This is a genomic window from Mycobacterium sp. 1482292.6 (assembly GCF_001672995.1).
GTDB classification, from domain to species: domain Bacteria; phylum Actinomycetota; class Actinomycetes; order Mycobacteriales; family Mycobacteriaceae; genus Mycobacterium; species Mycobacterium europaeum_A.
Map to the genome: position 1 here is coordinate 1 of NZ_LZKV01000248.1, position 17969 is coordinate 17969.

At 69.3% G+C, this 17969-nt stretch carries 16 protein-coding genes; 8 read left to right on the forward strand and 8 right to left on the reverse strand.

Annotated elements, in window-relative coordinates; translation table 11 throughout:
- On the reverse strand, positions 1–585 hold a 585-nt coding region (locus tag A5624_RS24875; protein ID WP_156749192.1), incomplete at its 3' end, for a DUF222 domain-containing protein.
- 155 nt (positions 586–740) lie between these two features.
- Positions 741–1430 carry a PadR family transcriptional regulator gene (locus A5624_RS24880; RefSeq protein WP_066872560.1) on the reverse strand — a complete coding sequence of 230 codons (690 nt, stop codon included), beginning with the start codon at positions 1428–1430 and terminating at the stop codon, positions 741–743.
- Positions 1431–1492: 62 nt separating this feature from the next.
- On the opposite strand from A5624_RS24880, the gene A5624_RS24885 reads away from it, so the two are divergent.
- Entirely contained in the window at positions 1493–2410 is a 918-nt protein-coding gene (locus tag A5624_RS24885) for a TIGR03619 family F420-dependent LLM class oxidoreductase (protein ID WP_066872563.1), read from the forward strand.
- Here A5624_RS24885 and A5624_RS24890 read toward each other — a convergent pair.
- Positions 2407–3207 (reverse strand): hypothetical protein, encoded by an 801-nt coding sequence (locus A5624_RS24890; RefSeq protein ID WP_231997777.1) that lies wholly within the window; start codon positions 3205–3207, stop codon positions 2407–2409. The genes A5624_RS24885 and A5624_RS24890 overlap by 4 nt on opposite strands.
- 145 nt (positions 3208–3352) lie before the next feature.
- Here A5624_RS24890 and A5624_RS24895 point away from each other — a divergent pair, with 145 nt between their 5' ends.
- On the forward strand, positions 3353–4477 hold the full coding sequence (locus A5624_RS24895; RefSeq protein ID WP_066872596.1) for an FAD-dependent oxidoreductase: 1125 nt from the start codon (positions 3353–3355) through the stop codon (positions 4475–4477).
- A gap of 4 nt (positions 4478–4481) precedes the next feature.
- On the opposite strand, the gene A5624_RS24900 is transcribed toward A5624_RS24895, so the two are convergent.
- Positions 4482–5957 (reverse strand): multicopper oxidase family protein, encoded by a 1476-nt coding sequence (locus A5624_RS24900; protein WP_231997776.1) that lies wholly within the window; start codon positions 5955–5957, stop codon positions 4482–4484.
- Between the two features lie 2 nt (positions 5958–5959).
- Complete coding sequence (locus A5624_RS24905; RefSeq protein WP_066872568.1) at positions 5960–6703, reverse strand: ArsR family transcriptional regulator; 744 nt, start codon at positions 6701–6703, stop codon at positions 5960–5962.
- Between the two features lie 104 nt (positions 6704–6807).
- Between A5624_RS24905 and A5624_RS24910 the strand changes: the two genes are divergently transcribed.
- The 6 genes from A5624_RS24910 to A5624_RS24935 all read left to right on the forward strand — a co-directional run bounded on the left by A5624_RS24910 (position 6808) and on the right by A5624_RS24935 (position 13342).
- Positions 6808–8094 (forward strand): APC family permease, encoded by a 1287-nt coding sequence (locus A5624_RS24910; RefSeq protein ID WP_066872599.1) that lies wholly within the window; start codon positions 6808–6810, stop codon positions 8092–8094.
- A 94-nt stretch (positions 8095–8188) separates the two neighbouring features.
- Entirely contained in the window at positions 8189–8686 is a 498-nt protein-coding gene (locus tag A5624_RS24915; RefSeq protein ID WP_066872571.1) for a flavin reductase family protein, read from the forward strand.
- A gap of 3 nt (positions 8687–8689) precedes the next feature.
- Positions 8690–9406, forward strand: coding sequence for a pyrimidine reductase family protein (locus A5624_RS24920; protein ID WP_066872574.1), 717 nt, complete (start codon positions 8690–8692; stop codon positions 9404–9406).
- Between the two features lie 179 nt (positions 9407–9585).
- A complete protein-coding gene (locus A5624_RS24925) occupies positions 9586–9927 on the forward strand; it encodes a hypothetical protein (protein ID WP_066872577.1) in 342 nt (113 codons plus the stop codon).
- A 107-nt stretch (positions 9928–10034) separates the two neighbouring features.
- The gene (locus A5624_RS24930; protein WP_066872580.1) at positions 10035–11813 is read left to right on the forward strand and encodes a serine/threonine protein kinase PknE; all 1779 of its coding nucleotides are present in this window, start codon (positions 10035–10037) and stop codon (positions 11811–11813) included.
- Between the two features lie 20 nt (positions 11814–11833).
- Positions 11834–13342, forward strand: a complete 1509-nt coding sequence (locus tag A5624_RS24935; RefSeq protein ID WP_066872583.1) for a serine/threonine-protein kinase — start codon at positions 11834–11836, stop codon at positions 13340–13342.
- A gap of 11 nt (positions 13343–13353) precedes the next feature.
- Here the strand turns inward: A5624_RS24935 and A5624_RS24940 are convergent, their stop codons facing one another.
- The 3 genes from A5624_RS24940 to A5624_RS24950 form a co-directional block, all read right to left on the reverse strand.
- Positions 13354–14847 carry an MFS transporter gene (locus tag A5624_RS24940; protein ID WP_066872587.1) on the reverse strand — a complete coding sequence of 498 codons (1494 nt, stop codon included), beginning with the start codon at positions 14845–14847 and terminating at the stop codon, positions 13354–13356.
- A 48-nt stretch (positions 14848–14895) separates the two neighbouring features.
- Positions 14896–16686: an N-acetylglutaminylglutamine synthetase gene (ngg, locus tag A5624_RS24945; RefSeq protein ID WP_066872590.1), complete on the reverse strand. Its 1791-nt coding sequence runs from the start codon at positions 16684–16686 to the stop codon at positions 14896–14898.
- Positions 16683–17969: N-acetylglutaminylglutamine amidotransferase (locus A5624_RS24950; protein WP_066872602.1), on the reverse strand; the 1287-nt coding region annotated here is incomplete at its 5' end. The genes A5624_RS24950 and ngg, both read right to left, overlap by 4 nt.

Genomic DNA, 17969 nt, shown 5'->3' on the forward strand with positions numbered 1-17969 from the left:
CAGACCACGCGCCCGGGCCCGGTCGTCGTCGGTGTAGGTGCCGTCGGGGTTGAGGCAGTCGGCCAGGGTGCGGGCCAGCCCGGCGAGTTGTTCGGGGCGAAACCGGCTGCCCTCGGTGGCCAACCGCGCTTCGGCCCGCTCGCGGGTCGGCATGTCGATCCAGCCGGGCAGCTGGTGGTAGAACTTGCGGATCACCGCGACCTGGCCCGCGCCCAGCTCGCCCCGGCGTTGTCCGGCGGCGGTGGCGGGCAGCATCGGGCCCAGCGGTTCGCCGGTCAGGCCGTGGCGCGGGCCCAAATCGCGTGCCTCGTTGAGGCGGCGGGCGGCTTCAGCGCGGCTGATCAGCGTCGCCTCGGCGATGGCCTGGACTGCTGTGGCGCCGAGTTCGACCGAGGGTGCTTGGCGGGCCAGGGCATTGATCACGGGGTGCTCGACGGCTGGGATGCGCCGGCGCTGCTTTTCGCAGCGCGCCAACACCGCCAACTGTTGGCGCGGCTTCAGCGCATCGACGTTCAGCGCGCACACCCGATCCCAGGCGGCATCGAGCGCATCGAACGTCGCCTCGACATCCTGCTCATCACTCACACCGCCAAACTAACGATGCCCACCGACAAGAACCGGCGACAGTAAAGCCCTGAAACCACAGTGACGCAAGGGATTTCGATATGCGTTTTCGGTATCTGTATTTCGTGGAACCGGACGGCCGGCGCCACGGGCGAAACCGGTCACCACCGTCAGAACTAATCCGCTTCGCGCTTCGCCTGGACCTGTTTTTCGATCTCGCGCCAATTGCCCGGCTTGGGACGCGGCTTGCCGAAGCCACCCTTCGCGGCGCTCTGCAGGATGGCGTCGGCCTCGTCGATCTCCTTGATCATCTCCAGCGCGAACTCACGCTCGGCGGCGTAATACTTGGCCGCCCAGCGCAGCGCCAGCACCGAGTACGCCCACGCGGGTTCGGCCTCGGCTCCCTCGGCGTCCTCGACGGCCTTGCGGTGCCTGGCTTCGGCGTACGCCACATGCTCCTGCAGTAATTCCTTGAGCCGGCTCGGGTTACTGAGGTGCCCGAACGTAACCCGCAGCAGCACACTGTGTTTGAGCACCGGCGGGTCCACCGGCGCGTGAGTGGTCCACTCGGTCACGGCATCCATCCCGGCCGGGGTGATCTTGTACAGCCGGCGAGTGCGGGTGCCCTCGTCGCGTTCGACGCGTGAGGTCACCAGTCCCAGCGACTCCAGCTTCTTCAGCTCGGTGTAGATCTGGCTGTACGACGGGCTCCAGTAATACAGGTCGACACTCCAGTCGATCCACTTCTTGAGGTCATAGCCCGAAACCTCCTCTTCGTAGGACATCATGCCCAGCAGCGCCCAGCTGGTGGCGGCCAACGCCGCGTTGGTCAGCTTTTGGCTGGCAGGGTCCGTTTCGGAGTCCATGTCGCCAGGTTAACAACACCAACCCCTAGATTGGAGGACATGGACCGCTGGCTGGGACGCCCGTGAAGTTCGCCTTCCCCCTTCCGCACCTGCTGCGCCTCAAGGCGATCACGCAGCCCTGGGAGGCGGCCGTCACCGGAGGCGACCAGCGCCGCATGATGCAATGCGCCGACCGATGGGGCTACGACATGATCGCGGTGCCCGAGCATCTGGTCATCCCCACCGGGCATGTCGAGTTGTCCGGGCCGCACTATCTGCACTCGACGACCGCGCAGGCCTTCATCGCCGGTGCCACCGAGCGGCTGGCCATCAATTCCTGCGTCACCATCTTGCCGCTGCAGCACCCCATCGTGCTGGCCAAGGCCTTGGCCACCGCGGACTGGATGAGCGGGGGCCGGATGATGGTGACGTTCGGCGTGGGCTGGCTGGCCCGCGAGTTCGAGCTGCTCTCAGTGCCCTTCGGGGAGCGGGGCCGCATCGCCGACGAATATCTGGCCGCCATCGTCGAGCTGTGGACCAGCGACGCACCCCGATTCGAAGGCCGGTACGTGTCCTTCTCCGACATCGCCTTCGAGCCCAAACCCGTTCAGAAACCGCATCTTCCGATCTGGATCGGCGGCGACGCCGACGCCGCGCTGCGCCGGGCGGCCACGTTCGGGTCCGGTTGGTGGCCGTTCCTCACACCACCGGAGCAGATCGCCGAGAAGCTCGACTACATCAGGTCCCAACCCTCCTACGAGGGCCGGGAATTCGACGTGATGCACGGGCTGGGCACCAACCGGGTCGGCGAGGGACACGTCGCCCGCCGAGCGAGCGACCGGCCGGGCATGAGCGCCGGACACATCGTCGACCGGTTGAACTGGCTCGGCGAGCAGGGCGTGACCGTGACCGCGGTTCCCGTCCCCGCCGTCAGCGGCGTGGACGAATACCTCGACTACGCGCAGTGGGTCATCGAAGACATCAAGCCCCAGGTGTCCTAACGGATCTGCAATCCGCGCCGGCGCACCCAGTACACCGCGGCGATGCTGCCGGCGATCCACACGCTCATGGCGATGCCAAGGTGGACGAAGCTTTTGGTGTCGCGCCCGAACACCGGCCAGATCAACGCGGGCGCCTGCTGCCACAACACGCGATGTTCCACGCCGTTCATCGGGTCGGCCACGTAGTACAGCACGTAGGGCAGCGTCAGGGCCAGCACCCAACTTCGGGTGCGGCGCAGATCGCCGCGCTGGCGCCAGCGCCGGATCAGCGGCTCGACACTGACCGGGTGCAGCACCGAGATGAAGTTGCCGACGCCTAACCAGGAGACGATGGGCACCGCGACGGTGGGGATCGTAATGCCCAGTCGCGCCGGCGTTTCCAGCCACAGCGTCAACACCACCGCCGCGGACAGGGTGGGCACGCCGACGATCGCGAGCAGGGCGAGGTTTTTGATCAACAGGATGCGCCAGAACGGCACGCCGGCGGACAACCCCCGCAGGATCCGGTAGTGGTCGGCGCCCAGGAAATTGGTGGTGGTGACGTCGGCGAGCACCCACGACGAGAAGTAGGTGCCCACCAGGATCACCCAATCGGGGTGCCGGCCCACCGGCGTCAGCGGCTGCACCAGCAACCAGCCGGCCGCGAAGACGACGTTGGCCACCACACCCATCAGCCAGGTGCGCGGCCGGGTGAACGACCACCGGATCTCGGCGATGACCGCCGGAATCAACGCCTTCTCGAAGTCCTTGGCGGCGCGCCGGGCCGCCGCGGGGCGCGGGGCCGACGCCCGCACCATGGCACTGAGAGAGGTGCGCAGCGCGGCGCTCACCCGCGGATGCGCCGGTGTCGCTGTGCCGCACGAGACGATCACCTGACGTGGCCCCCTTGCTCTCGGATCGGTCAACGGCTCGTCCGCAATGTACGCAGGGCAGGATAACGGCATGAACCGAAAGCGTGTCATCGTCGCCGGGCTCGGCGACGCCGGCGTCCTCGCGGCGATCCGGCTGTCGCGGCACGCCGACGTCGTCGGCATTTCGGCCAAGCCCGCGCTGGTGAGCGGCCAGGAGCTCGGCGTCCGGCTCTCGCGTCCACACGACTGGGCCCGCGATTACTGGATTCCGTTCGACCGGTTCCGCCGTCTCGACGGCGTCCGCACCGTGCAGGCCACGCTGACCGGCGTCGACCTGGACGCCCAAACCGTCTCCGGCCGAAGCGAAGACGGCGCGGCCGTCACCGAACCGTACGACGCGCTGATCATCTCGACCGGAGTCAGCAACGGCTTTTGGCGCCAGCCGACCCTGCAGTCGGCGGCCGAGATCGGCGCGGGACTGCGCGCCGCGCACGACAGGCTGGCCGCCGCCGGCTCGGTGGCCGTGGTGGGCGGCGGCGCGGCGGCGGTCAGCAGCGCCCTCAACATGGCGACCACGTGGCCGGACAAGCGCATCGACCTGTACTTCCCCGGCGAGTCCGCGCTGGCGGGACACCATCCGCGAATCTGGCATCGGCTGCGCCGCCGCCTCACCGAGCTGGGCGTCGGCCTGCACCCGGGCCACCGCGCGGTGGTGACCGACGGGTTCGCGGGCGAGGAACTGACCAGCGAGCCGGTCCACTTCAGCACCGGGCAGCCCCCGGCCCGAGCCGACGCCGTGCTGTGGGCGATCGGACGGGTGCGGCCCAACACCGGTTGGCTGCCGGCCGAACTGCTCGACGAGCGCGGGTTCGTGCGCGTCACCCCCGAACTGCGGGTGCCCGGCCACCGGGGCGTGTTCGCGGTCGGCGACGTCGCGGCGACGGATCCGCTGCGCAGCTCCGCCCGAAACCGGGGCGATGCCCTGGTGGCACGCAACGTCCTCGCCGACTTCGCCGGCCGGCCGTTGCGGCCCTACCGGGCGCCGGCGCGGCGCTGGGGCTCGCTGGTAGGTATCCAGCCCAACGGGCTGGAGGTCTTCCTGCCCACCGGCCAGTCCTTCCGCTTCCCGTCCTGGTCGGTCGAGCGCGTGGTGATGCCCTGGATCGTGCATTGGGGCATGTATCGGGGGGTGCGCCAGAACAACCCGCTGGGGTGAGGCGTCAGGTGCAGTTGAACAGCAGCATGAGCCCGTAATCCATGTGGATCTGTTGATGGCAGTGCAGTAGCGAAAGGCCGGGTTGGTCGGCGACGAAATCGATCTCCATGCTCTGGTAGCCGCCGAGCATGGCGACGTCCTTGCGGACACCGGCCGTCGCTGTCCCGGCGAACCGGGTGATTTCGAACGTGTGCCGGTGCAGGTGCATGGGGTGCAGGTCGTCGCTGGCGTTGCGGAACCGCAGCCGGTGACGCTTGCCGCGCTCGATGTCCAGCACGGGCTTGTTGGTGTCCATCGCGAAGGGCACACCGTTAATCGTCCAGACGTTGAAACCGTTGTCGGCGGCGTTGCGTTTCTCGATCAACATGTCGATGGTGCGATCGGGCGGTGGCAGGTCCGCCCGCTGCGATGCGCCGAACACCCGGTAATCCCACGTGAAGGGCGGGGGCGCCGCCCAGTGCGGATCCCCACCGCGCCCGGCATATTCGACGACCACGCCCATTCCGTGGCCGCGGTCGTCGTCGGACAGATCGCCCAGCACCCAGACGCCCGGATTGGTCATGCCGACCATCGCCGAGATCCGTTCGCCCGCGCCCAGCCACAACACCGGCACGGCGGTCCGCGTCGGTACCGGGTTGCCGTCCAGCGCGACGATGGTGAAAGTGTGGCCGGGCAGGGCCAAACTGCGGGTCTCGGTGGCGCTTCCGTTGAGAACGTGAAGCATGACCCGCTGACCGGTTCGCACCCGGATGGGCTCGCCGTGGCCCAGCATGCGCCCGTTGATCGCGAAGGCCCCGTACCCGACCTCGTTGCCGGGTGACTCGCCGCGCTCCAGCGCGGCGGCCATCGCCGACTCGCCCCTGTCCTTCAGGTCTTGATCCTGCGCACCGGCCAGAAAATCGCTGGGCATGTCGCCACCGCGGCTGAAGGCGGGGTCAAACTCCTTGAGCGTCAGAAAGATTTCCTGATCGTATGCACCGGTGTCGTGCGGGGGCTCGATGTAGACCGGGCCCACCAGGCCGCTGTACTGGCCACGCGACAGATCGGCGCGCGGCACGACGTGGGTGTGATAGAAGCGCAAGCCCGCCGGGCCGGGAACGAAGGAAATCCTGCGCATGCCGTGCGCGGGTATGTCGGGGGTGCCCTCCTCGGCGGCGCCGTCGACGTCGACGCCGACGTGCTGGCCGTGCCAGTGCAGCTGCTCCGGCGAGTCGGTGTCGTTGAAGACGTCGACCCAGGCTCGCCGGCCCTCCTTGAACCGCAACAGCGGACCGGGAAATTGACCGTTGTAGGTCAGGGTCGACACGGTCCGGTCCGGGGCCAACTCGACCTTCCCCGAGCCGATCCGCAGCGTGTAATCGGCTTTGCCGCCGGGTGGACCGCCGGGCGAAGGGTGTGAACATGCGCCACCGGCGCTTCCCGCGGCGGCCGTCAGCGCGACGCCGGCCCATTTGCCGAACTGACGCCGGTTGAGCACCATCGTCAGCGCCCGACCGCACCGACGCCGATGCCGGGCACGAAGAAGTCGATGCGGCGGCTCAATTCGCCTGCCACACGACGAAATTGCGGATAGCCGGCGCCGCCGGCAGACGGATCGGGCAGGCTCCAGTGCGTCGTGGTGGCCAGATCGTGGTCGCGCGCGTATTCGCGCACCTTGTCACACAGCGTGATCACGCAGTCGAAGCGGCGTCGAGACACCGTGGCCAGGGATTGGGGCCGGGTGCCGCTGAGGTCGATGCCGTATTCGTCGCGCATGACCCGGATGGCGTTGACGTGGAGCGCGGGTTTCGGATAACTACCCGCGCTTGCCGTTCGAATGCGCCCCTGGCCGCGTTTCTCGAGGAGTGCAGCGGCCATGGGCGAGCGCGCGCTGTTTCCGGTGCACAAAAACAACACGGTGCGCGGTGCCGCCCTGGGGGCGGCCCCGGGCGCCAACGCCGGATGCAAAGCGGCGGCCGCCTCACGAAATGCCTTGGCGCAGTTTGTCGAATTCAACCAGTAATAGGTGTCGCGCCCATCAAAACTGCTGCGTCGCGCATCGACGAGTCCGGCCGAACGCAACAACCGCAAGTGATACGAGACCAGGTTCTGCGGCTCGCCGACCGCGGCAGCCAATTCCCGCACCCGGTGGTCTCCGGAGGCCAGCTCGGTCAGCAGCGCCCACCGCAGGGGGTGCCCCGCCATCCGCATCAGCGGCGGAACGTCCGCTCGATCGACCGCCGCCATACTTCGGCACGATACATCAAATCAATTTGATAGGTTAGGCGCTACGCGAGGCGACGCAGGCGTGCCCATTTCTCCGACTTCGAGGAGACCCAGTGTCCGGAAGCATCCCGACGAGCACCCCGGCCGGCAACGACGAATTGCGCCGCAGCCTCGGCGTTTTCGACGCGGTGGTGATCGGGCTGGGATCGATGATCGGTGCGGGGATCTTCGCGGCCCTGGGCCCCGCGGCGCGCGCCGCCGGCTCGGGACTGCTGCTGGGCCTGGCGCTGGCGGCGGTAGTGGCCTACTGCAACGCCACGTCGTCGGCGCGGCTGGCGGCGCGCTACCCCGCGTCCGGCGGCACCTATCTCTACGGCCGAAAACGCCTGGGGGACTTCTGGGGATACCTGGCCGGTTGGGGATTCGTCGTCGGCAAGACCGCGTCGTGTGCGGCGATGGCCCTGACCATCGGCCTCTACGCCTGGCCGGCGCGGGCCCACGCGGTAGCCGTCGCGACGGTGGTGGCGCTGACGGCGGTCAATTACGCCGGGGTGCGCAAGTCGGCCTGGCTGACCCGCATCATCGTCGCGGTGGTGCTGGCGGTGCTGGTCGCCGTGATCGTCGCCGCGTTGACTTCCGGCGCGGCACGGCCCGAGCAGCTGCGGCTGAGCGGCGCCACCCTCGGCGGTGTGGTGCAGGCCGCCGGCCTGTTGTTCTTCGCCTTTGCCGGCTATGCGCGCATCGCCACCCTCGGCGAGGAGGTGCGCGACGCGGCGCGCACCATCCCGCGCGCGATACCGCTGGCGCTGACCATCACGCTGGCCGTCTATGCGCTGGTCGCGGTGGCCGCGCTGGGGGTGCTCGGCCCGGACCGGCTGGCGAATTCCGCCGCCCCGCTGGTCGAGACGGCCCGCGCGGCGGGAACGGGCTGGCTGGTTCCCGCCGTCCAGGCGGGAGCGGTGATCGCGGCGCTGGGCTCGCTGCTCGCGCTGATCCTCGGCGTCTCGCGCACCACGTTCGCGATGGCGCGCGACCACCACCTGCCGCACACCCTGGCCGCGGTGCATCCGCGGTTCGGCGTCCCCCACCGCGCGGAATTGTTGATCGGCGTCATCGTGGTGGTCCTGGCCGCCACCGCCGACCTGCGCGACGCCATCGGATTTTCCTCGTTTGCCGTGCTGATCTACTACGCCGTCGCCAACGCCTCGGCCTGCACGCTCGGTGCCGATGAAGGCCGCCCACACCGGGCTATCCCGGTGATCGGGCTGCTCGGCTGCGTCATGCTGGCCGTCGCGATGCCGCGATGGTCGGTGCTCTCCGGTGTGCTGGTGCTGGGCCTCGGTGCCGGCGCCTATCTGATTAGGCGTTTCATCGCCCGGACCACGTTGCGGCGCAACCGAAATCGCAGCTGACGGCGGCGCACGCCGCGCCGGCCGGCCGGACACCGCCGCCGGGCAAATAGCGGCATCGCGATTCCCCGAAGGCCGGACGGGGAAGACTGAGCGGATGGCTGACCCGGAAACCGAAGCGTTCGACAAGCTGGTGGCGCTGCTGAACTATCCGATGTTCGTCGTCACCACGCAGGCCAACGGCACTGAAGCCGGCTGCCTGGTGGGCTTCGCCAGCCAGACCAGCATCAATCCGCCCCGCTTCCTGGTCGGCCTGTCCAAGCGCAACCACACCTTCCGCGTCGCCCGCGACGCCTCCCACCTGGCCGTGCACGTCTTCGACCACGAACACCTCGACGTGGTCGAGCTTTTCGGCAGCCAGACCAGCGACGAGGTCGACAAGTTCGCCCGCTGTTCCTGGCACCGCGGCCCCGAACGGATGCCGATCCTCGACGACGCCGCCGCGTGGTTCGTCGGCGAGATCCTGGAGCGTTTCACGATGGGCGATCACGTCGGGCACCTGCTCGCACCGGTCGGCGGCAGCCCGCCGCGGGAACTGGAAACCTGGGTGTCCTTCGGCGACGTGCGCGAGCTGCAACCCGGCCACGAGGCCTGACACGTGGCCGAGTCGCCCCGGATCAGCGCCGTCCCCAGCATCATCGAGCTCGCGCCCTTCTATGCCGATCCCCCGGACGGGGTGCGCGCCAACATGATCTTCAGCGCCGACGGCGCCGCGGCGTTCGTCGGGCGCGCCGGTCCGCTGTCGTGCCCCACCGATCAGCGGCTCCTGCGAATCCTGCGCGGCCTCGCCGACGTCGTGCTGGTCGGTGCCGGCACCGCCCGCGCCGAAAACTACGGCCCGGTGACGCTCGGCGATGCGGCGCGGGAGCGGCGGCAGCACGAGGGGCGGGCCGAACCGCCGCCGATCGCCGTGGTGAGCCGCAGCGGTGAGCTACCGGCCCGGTTGCTCAGCGATCCGGACCAGCCGCCGATCCTGGTGACCTGCGCGAGCACCGCGGCGCGGTTCGACCCCGACGACGACCGCCAACACCTCCTGGTCGCGGGCGAAGACTCCGTCGACGTCTCCCGCGCGGTCGCGACCCTGCGGGAGCTCGGCATGCACCGCATCCTGTGCGAGGGCGGACCGACGCTGCTCGACGAGCTGGTGGAGGCCGACGCCGTCACCGAGATCTGTGTGACGCTGGCCCCCAAGCTGGCGGCGAGCCAACCGGTAGGCCACCGGCTGCACCCGGCGCGGCTATCCGCACCGGTCACCATGAGCCTCGAGCACGCGCTGGTCTGCGACGGCTATCTGTATTTGAAATATCGCCGCTGAGCCCGGCCGCAATCGGCGGAATGCGGGCGCGCGCAACGCGCTCGGCATGCAGCCGACCGCACCTCTTCCTATGATGAAAATGCCCGGTATGAACGTTGCGCGAATCACTTCGCGCGACCTTCCTTCAATTGATCGCCGTTCCACTTTCCCGATGCACACAGAAAAGGATCACCGGCCCGGTGAGCAGTTCAGACGATGACCGTGACTACCGCAACCTGGCGGTGAACCGGCTGCGCCCCAGCGAGATTCACTGGGCCCTGAACCACGATGCCGTGCACGGGATCGCCTACGCGTTCAAGAATCCGGTCGCGGTCGCCGAATCCCTCGAGGATCCCGACGACGACCGGAAGACCTACCTGGTTCGGGTCAAGCGCGACGACCTGGCCAACGCGCTGGAAAAGATCAACGAATGGATCTTCGACAATCCCGGCCCCGCCGGCATGCAGGCGTACGGTTTCGTCCGGGCGCTGGCCCGAGAAGGGCTCACCGAGCGCGCCACCGGCGATGACGACATCCGTTAATCGCGCCCCGTCGAATTAGCTGGCTTTCGCTATTCGCCGTGCCCCGCGGCCGCGAAAACCTTAGCCTTATGCCTGCATGCCCGGTATGCGCGGGTGAGGAGTCTTCGATGGGTGAGGCGACCGCGGATTCGCGGGAGGGTACGCAGTTCGGGCCGTATCGGCTGCTGCGCCTGGTCGGCCGTGGCGGCATGGGCGACGTCTACGAGGCCGAGGACACGGTCCGCGAGCGCACCGTGGCCCTCAAACTGATGTCGCGGACCCTGTCCAACGATCCGGTCTTCCGCTCCCGGATGCAGCGCGAGGCCCGCACCGCCGGGCGGCTGCACGAACCGCACGTCGTGCCCATCCACGACTTCGGCGAAATCGACGGGCAGCTCTACGTGGACATGCGGCTGATCGACGGCAAGGACCTGGCCAGCATGCTGAAGCGGTACGGGCCGATATCGCCGCCGCGCGCGATAGCGATTGTGCGCCAGATCGGTTCGGCGCTCGACGCCGCGCACGCGGCCGGGATCCTGCACCGAGACGTGAAGCCGGAAAACATCCTGGTGAGCGCCGACGACTTCGCCTATCTCGTCGATTTCGGCATCGCCAGCGCCACGTCGGACGAAAAGCTGACGCAGTTCGGCACCACTGTGGGCACCGCCAAATACATGGCCCCGGAGCGGTTCGGTGATTCCGCAATCACCCACAAGGCCGACATCTACGCGCTGGCCTGCGTGCTCTACGAGTGCCTGACCGGCTCCCCGCCCTACACCGGTGACCAGCTCAGCGTGATGGGCGCCCACGTCCACCAACCGATCCCGCGCCCGAGCGCGGCGCGCCCCAGCATCCCGGCCGCCTTCGACGGCGTGATCGCCCGCGGCATGGCCAAGGACCCCGCGGACCGCTACCTCACCTGCGGTGACCTGGCGGCGGCCGCCTACGGCGCCCTGGCCGCGCCGGATCAGGATCGGGCCACCGACATCCTGGAGCGCACCCAAATGGCAACGCCGCCGGCCGCATTCGCCGGCCAGCCGGCCGGCGGGTTTGCGCCCGGCCCGCCCGCCGCGGCACCGCCCGCCCCGCCGCTCGGCTCCTGGCCCACGCCGTCGGGCGCCGTCCAACCACCGCCGTGGGGCGGCCCCCCGGTCTGGACCAACGCCGGCGCGGCGACCCCGCCCTGGGGCCAGCCGCCGCGGGCCGGCCGCAAGCCCTGGCTGTGGGTCGGTGTCGCCGCCACGCTCACGGTGGTGCTGATCGGGGTGATCCTCGGCGTCGTGCGCCCGTGGGAACCGAAGTCCGGGCCGGCCCCGGCGACGCCGCCCCCGCCGCCGCCCGACGCCGTCGCGCTGCGGGTCCTCGATGACGGTGTGTTCGTCGGGAGTTCGGCGGCCCAGACCACGATCGACATCTTCAACGAGCCGATCTGCCCGCCGTGCGGCAGCTTCATCAGGTCGAACGCCGCCGACATCGACGCCGCGGTGAACAACAAGAAGCTGGCCGTGCGTTATCACCTGCTCAACTTCCTCGACGACAAGTCGCACAGCCAGGACTACTCGACCCGCGCGGTGGCGGCCAGCTACTGCGTCGCCGCGCAGAACGACCCCAAGCTCTACGCCGACTTCTATTCGGGCTTGTTCGCCAGCAACTTTCAGCCGCAGGAGGGCGCCGCCGAGGACCGCACCGACGGCGAGCTCGCACAATTGGCCAAGACGGTCGGCGCTAGCGCCGGGGTCATCGCCTGCATCAAGTCCGGCGACGACATCGGCACGGCCAAGGCCAAAGCGGCCAACGGCTACTCGACGCTGTCGAGCGACAACGCCAACTCCACGCCGTTCGTGTGGGACGGCACCACGGCGGTGAACTACCAGAATCCCACCTGGCTGACGAAACTCACCGGATAGCAAGCGGCCCCGGGGATGTTGTGAGCGACGCGCAGGGGTCGAAGGCGGGAACGACGTTCGGGCCCTACCGCCTCAAGCGGCTGCTCGGCCGCGGCGGAATGGGCGAGGTGTACGAGGCCGAGCACACCGTCAAGCAGTGGACCGTGGCGGTGAAGCTGATGTCCCACACGTTCAGCCAGGATCCGGTGTTCCGCAAGCGAATGGAGCGCGAGGCCCGCATCACCGGCCAACTGCTGGAGCCGCATGTGGTGCCCATCCACGACTACGGCGAAATCGACGGCCAGCTGTTCCTGGAGATGCGCCTCATCGAGGGTGTCGACCTGGACACCTTGCTCGAACAGCAGGGACCGCTGCCCGCGCCCCGGGCGGTCGCCATCATCCACCAGGTCGCGTCGGCGCTCGACGCCGCCCACGCCGCGGGGGTGACGCATCGCGACGTCAAACCGCAAAACATCCTGATCACCGGCGACGACTTCGCCTATCTGGTCGACTTCGGGATCGCCAGCGCCGAGACCGACGAGAAACTCACCCAGCTGGGCACCGCGGTCGGAACGTTGAAATACATGGCGCCCGAACGCTTTTCGAGTGACGAGGTGACTTCCCGCGCCGACGTCTACGCGCTGGCCTGCGTGCTGTACGAATGCCTGACGGGGGCGCCGCCGTATGGCGCCGACAGCTCCGGCGCGCTGGTGACCGCGCACATGATGCAGCCCATCCCCAAACCCAGCGCGCACGCGGCCGGCGTCAGCCCGGCATTCGACGCGGTGATCGCGGGCGGAATGGCCAAGGACCCCGCCGAGCGCTACCCCACCGCCGGCGCGCTGGCCGAGGCCGCGCACAAGGCGCTGAGCAGCCCCGAGCGCGAGCGGGCCGAGACGATCCTGCAGCGCGGCGACGCCGCTGGCCCGATCAGCCCGATCAGCCCGCCCGGCCCGCCGCGGCGCAGGCGCACCCGGTGGCCGGTGGTCGCCGCCGCCGCCGTCATCGCCGTCGCGATCGGTGCCGCCGGCGTCTGGCTGCTGCTCAAGCCGACCAGCCAGCCCCAGCACCTTGCCACGTCGGGCAAGACCGCGCCGCCGTCCGCCGCGGCGCCCGGCGGCGATCAGGCGCGGCTGATCAGCCTGCTTCCACCCGGGTACCTGCCCGGCGCCTGCACGCCGGCCACTCCGGAGACGGGCAGCATCTGGGTGACTGCGGTGGCCATGGTGACCTGCGGCCAGAACACCCAGCCCGGCGGACCGGCCCGCGCCACCTACGGGCTGTTCGCCACGCCCGACCGGCTGAAGCGGGCCTTCGCCGACGACATCGGCAATATCAGCCTGGTGAACTGCCCCGGCGAGGGACGCTCACCCGTCAGCTGGCACTACGACGAGACACCCAACGACATGGCCGGCCTGATCGCGTGCGGCACCTACAACAACCGCCCCAACGTGGTCTGGTCCAACGACGCCAGGCTCATGCTCAGCGACGTCAGCGGGGATCCGGCCACCGTCGAGGACCTGCACACGTGGTGGGACGCGTACGGCTGATCCGTCGCGACTCAGTCCGCTGCCGGCTCCGAATCTTCCCTGTGCTCAGCATCTTCGGCGTCTTCCACGGTCAACGGCAGCGCCAGCTCTTCGAGCGGGCGCCGCTCGGCGGCGATGCCGAGCCGCAGTTCGACCAGGCCCGCGGCCGCCATCACGGCCGCCCCGATGAGGAACGACCAGACGACCTCGGTGCGCATGCCCGAGTTGATCAGCTGACCGAACAGCAACGGCCCGGTGATACCACCGATCGCCGTGCCCATCGCGTAGAAGAAGGCGATCGCCAGCGCCCTGGTCTCCATCGGGAAGATCTCGCTGACCGTCAGGTACGCCGCGCTGGCGCCCGCCGAGGCCAGGAAGAACGCGACGATCAGCACGCCGATGAAGGCCCAGACGCCGCCGGCCCGGGTGAGAAACACGATCGCCAGCGCCACCACCGCGACCGCGGAACCGAGGTAGGTCAGCGTGATCATCGGTTTACGGCCGACGGTGTCGAACAGGTGCCCGAGCACCAGCGGGCCGGCGAAATTGCTCAGGGCCCACAGCACGAAGAACACCGGCACCATGCCCGACGGCACCGCGTAGAACTGGCTGAGCAGCGTCCCGAGGTTGAACGTGACGCCGTTGTAGAGGAACGCCTGCCCGATGAACAGCGCCAGCCCGAGGATCGCGCGCCGCGGATAGAGCTTGAACGCGACCGCGGCGATCTCGCGGAACGAGATCGCGGTGCGCTGGCGGATCCGCAGCGCCTTGCCCTGCGGTTCCGGCAGCGGCTGGCCGGTCTCGCGCTGAACCGCCTCCTCGATCTCGCCGACGATCTGTTCGGCTTCGTCGTCGCGGCCGTGGATGAACAACCACCGCGGGCTCTCCGGCACGTTGCGCCGCACCAGCAGCACGAAAATGCCGAGGATGGCGCCGATTCCGAAGGCGAGCCGCCAGCCGATGTTGGGGGGGAAGTTCGAGGTGTTCAGCAGGATCAGCGCGCCGCCCGCGCCGGCGGCCGAACCCAGCCAATAGGTTCCGTTGATCACCAGGTCGACGCGGCCGCGCACCCGCGCCGGGATCAGCTCGTCGATGGCCGAATTGATGGCGGCGTATTCGCCCCCGATGCCCGAGCCGGTGAAGAAACGGGTCAGGAAGAAGTACCACGGGGCGAACGCGAAGGCGGTCGCGACGGTGGCCACCAAATAGATCGCCAGGGTGAGGATGAACAGGTTTCGCCGGCCGAAGCGGTCGGTCAGGTGGCCGAAGAACAGCGCCCCCGAACAGGCGCCGGCGATGTAGATCGCGGCCGCCATGCCGATCTGGGCGGGATCGAGCGCGATGCCGCTGTTGTGCTCCATGAGCCGGGCCGAGACGTTGCCCACCATGGTGACCTCGAGCCCGTCGAGCACCCACACCCCGCCCAGGCCGACGACCACGCGCCAGTGAAACCGCGACCACGGCAGCCGGTCCAGCCGCGCCGGCACATGGGTCGAGATGGTCTTGGTTTGCGCGCTCGCACTCATGCGGTCTCCGTTCGGCGTTTGAAAAGAGATCTACCCATTCAGCGGGCGTCAGCCGCGATCCGAGCGGGACTCCTCGGGAGTCCAGGCCTGCGGCTGGCCGGGGTGGCCGGGAAACAAGAAGTCGATGAAGGCCGCGGCGGTGGGCTGGGGTTCGTGGTTGGCCAAGCCTGGGCGCTCGTTGGCTTCGATGAACGCGTACTCGGCGCCGGTGACGTCGGGCACCAACAGGTCGATGCCGGTCACCGGGATGCCGATCGCCTCGGCCGCCGTCACCGCGACGCGGCACAATTCGCTGTTCACGTGCGCGGTGACGTCGTGGATGGTGCCGCCCTGATGCAGGTTGGCGGTGCGGCGCACCCGCAGCCGGGTCCCCTGGGGCAGCACGTCGTCCAGCTTCCACCCGGCCTCGGCGACGGTCGACTCGGTGAGGTCGTCGAGCGGGATGCGGGACTCGCCGCCGGTGGCCGCCGAGCGCCGCCGGCTCTCGGCCGCGATCAGGTCCCGCACGCTGTGCTCCCCGGTGCCGATGATCTCGGGAGGCATCCGCAGCGCGGCGGCCACCACGCGGCCGTCGATCACCACCAGCCGAAGGTCGTCGCCCGTGATCCGCTGTTCGATCAGCACGTCCGGGTACTGCTGGCGGGCCCGCGCCAGTGCGGCGGACAGGTCGTCGGGGCCGTTGTCCGGCACCACCCCGACGGTGATGCCTTTGCCCTGCTCGCCCCGTGTCGGTTTGACGACGACCTCGCCGACCTCCTTGACGAAGGCGAAGTCGCTCTCGTCGAAGGTGGCCAGCCGCGCCCGCGGCACGGTGATGCCGGCCTCGGAGACCAGGCGCCGCGTCAGCCGCTTGTCGTCACACCGGCACATCGCCACCGCCGAGGTGTACTCGGACAGCGACTCACGGGTGATGACGCTGCGGCCGCCGTGGGTCAGGCGCATCTCGCCGGTCTCGGCGTCGAGCACCTCGACCCAGATGCCCCGCCGCAGCGCCTCGTCGGCGATGATCCGGGCGTAGGGGTTGAGGTCGTCGACCGTCTCGGGCGGCGGGCTGAACAGCGGCTCGTTGATCGCGTTCTTGCGCTTGATCGCCAGCACCGGGACGCGGCGGAAACCCAGCTTCTCGTAGAGGCCGATGGCGGCCGCGTTGTCGTGCGCCACCGACAGATCCATGTAGGCGCGGCCCGCACTGCGGAAGTGCTCGGCCAGCGCCTTGGTCAGCGCGCCGCCGACGCCGGGCAGCCCGGCGGCCGGATCGACCGCCAGGGTCCACAGGCTCGACCCTTCCTCGGGGTCGTTGAACAGCAACTCGTGATCGACCCCGGTGACCGTGCCGACCACCGCGCCGTCCTCGTCGCGCACCGCGAGCAGATACTTCACCGCAGGCACGTTCTGGTGGTTGTCCCAGATCACGTCGACGCCGGCCGGGACCATGCCGCAGCGCACGTAGACGCGGTTCATGGCGTCGGCGTCGATCGGGTCGTTGAGCGTGCGCACCGTCAAGCCCGGCGGGGCCGGGCCGAAGTTCTTCGTCGCAGGCGTGAAACGCAGCCGGTAGGTGTGGCTGGGGTCGATGAAGAGCTCGGTGGGCGCCTCGGCGACCACCACGTGAGATTCGCGGGCGTAGATGCAGATGTCGCGCCGGCCGGGCCCCTCGCGGCGCAGGGCCTCGACCAGCTGCTGGGAATTGGCGAAGGTCTGCCCGAAAATCAGTCGGCCCCAACCCAATTCGAGCTCGACGTCTTTGGCCATCGCATCGACTAGCTCGGGCGGGGATGCGTCGTGCAGACCGAGCGTGATCGCCTCGGTGTGGTCGCCGGACGGATCGGCCATGGTCATGCAACCGGGCCGGTGACACCGTGGCGCTGCAGCCAGAGCTCGAGCAGCGCGATCTGCCAGAGCTCGTTGCCGCGCAGCGGGGTCAGCTTGCCGTTGGGGTTGGCCAGCAGCGCGTCGACCGCGTCGGTGTTGAACAGGCCGCGCTCCTTGGCGGTGGGCGCGTACAGAGCGTCGCGGACCATGTCGAGGTACGGGCCTTCGAGGTGGGTCAGCGCCGGGACCGGGAAGTAGCCCTTGGGGCGGTCGATTACCTCCGCCGGAATCACCCGTCGCGCAGCCTGTTTCAGGACGCCCTTGCCTTCGTGCGCGATCTTGAGCTCCGGCGGGCAGGTCGCGGCCAGCTCGACCAGCTCGTGGTCGAGGAACGGAACCCGGCCCTCCAGCCCCCACGCCATCGTCATGTTGTCCACCCGCTTCACCGGATCGTCGATCAACATCACCGTCGTGTCGAGCCGCAGCGCGCGGTCGATCCCGGTTTCGGCGCCGGCTTGCGCGAAGTGCTCGGTGACGAACCGCAGGCTGGGGTCACCGGCCGCGACGATGCCCGATCCGACCAGCGCCTGCACCCCGGCCGCGTCGCGGTCGAAGAAGGCGCCCCGGTACTGGGCGACGGCGCCGTCCAGGGTGGCGGCGGCCGGATCGCCCATCGGCGGATACCAGTGGTAGCCGGCGAACACTTCGTCGGCGCCCTGGCCGGACTGCACGACCTTGACGTGCCGCGCCACTTCCTGGCTGAGCAGATAGAAGGCGACGCAGTCGTGGCTGACCATCGGCTCGCTCATCGCGCCGATGGCCCCGTCCAGGGCGGGCAGCATCCGGTCGGTCTCGATGCGGATCTGGTGGTGGTCGGTCTCGAAGCGCTGGGCCACGATGTCGGAGTACTGGAATTCGTCGCCCTTGACGCCGCCGGCGGACTCGAAGCCGATGGAGAACGTCGACAACCCGTGCTGGCCGGCCTCGGCGAGCAAACCCACGATCAGGCTGGAGTCCACGCCGCCGGACAACAGGCAACCGACCGGCACGTCCGCGACCAGGCGGCGCTTGACCGCCAACCGCAGCGTGGACAGCACCGCGTCTTCCCAGTCGCGCTCCGACCAATCCGCGCGGTCGGAGTGCCGGGTGAAGTCGGGGGCCCAGTAGGTGGTAACGGTGCGCCGGCCGTCGGGCTCGATGGCGACCAGCGAGGCGGGCGGCACCTTGCGGACGCCGCGCAGGATGGTGTTCGGCGCGGGCACCACCGAGTGGAAGCTCATGTAGTGGTGCAGGGCGACGGGGTCGATGCG